1 protein-coding gene is annotated in these 663 nt (G+C 68.2%); it reads right to left on the bottom strand.

Annotated features, from left to right (window positions below; all coding sequences use genetic code 11):
• Positions 1-13: 13 nt before the first annotated feature.
• Positions 14-663 (bottom strand): stealth conserved region 3 domain-containing protein (locus EAO77_RS35670; protein ID WP_187283564.1); only part of this gene is annotated, 650 nt, incomplete at its 5' end.

Below are 663 nucleotides of genomic sequence, written 5' to 3'. Positions count from 1 at the left end.
GTACGGGCTCCGGTCAGTCGCGCTCGAAGCGGGAGCGGACCGGGAAGTAGGCGTTCAGGAAGGCGCGCAGCACGCGGTCCTGCTCGTCCACGGGCACTTCGGCGTCGGCCGACTCGCCGATGCAGAACACGTCGTGGCTGCGCGAGGCCAGCAGCCGGCTGAGCACGGTGTGGTGCTCGTAGTTGCCGACGTTGATGTAGCTGCACGAGATCAGCCCGGGCACCGAACGGCCGGTGAGGTAGCCGTAGTGGTGGTGCAGGGACGAGGTGAGGGACAGGTCCGTGTTCGCGCGGAAGGGGTTGCGGGCGGTGGCCGACACCTCCTCGGGGAAGCGCTCGGCGATCTCCTCCAGCACGCTGCGCCGCAGCGGGTGCGGCATGTGCTTCATCTTCTGGACGAGCACCTTGCCGTAGCGCTCCTCGATCAGCCGGCGGTTGTTCTTGCCGGCCGCCGCGACCGGCGGGTCGCCCGCGGTCTTCTCGCCGAGCGGTACCAGGGCGGGCGAGGGGAAGAACTTGGTGAGGCCGCTGGAGAGGAAGAAGTCCCCCGGCGTCACCTCGTTGCCGAGCATCACGTCGTCGTTGAAGTAGAGGAAGTGCTCGGACAGGCCCTCGATGTGGTGCAGCTGGCTCTCGATGGCGTGCGAGTTGAACGTCGGCAGCC

It is taken from the genome of Streptomyces sp. T39, from assembly GCF_008042045.1.
Classification (GTDB): domain Bacteria; phylum Actinomycetota; class Actinomycetes; order Streptomycetales; family Streptomycetaceae; genus Streptomyces.
This window is presented reverse-complemented; position numbering and strand designations above follow the sequence as displayed.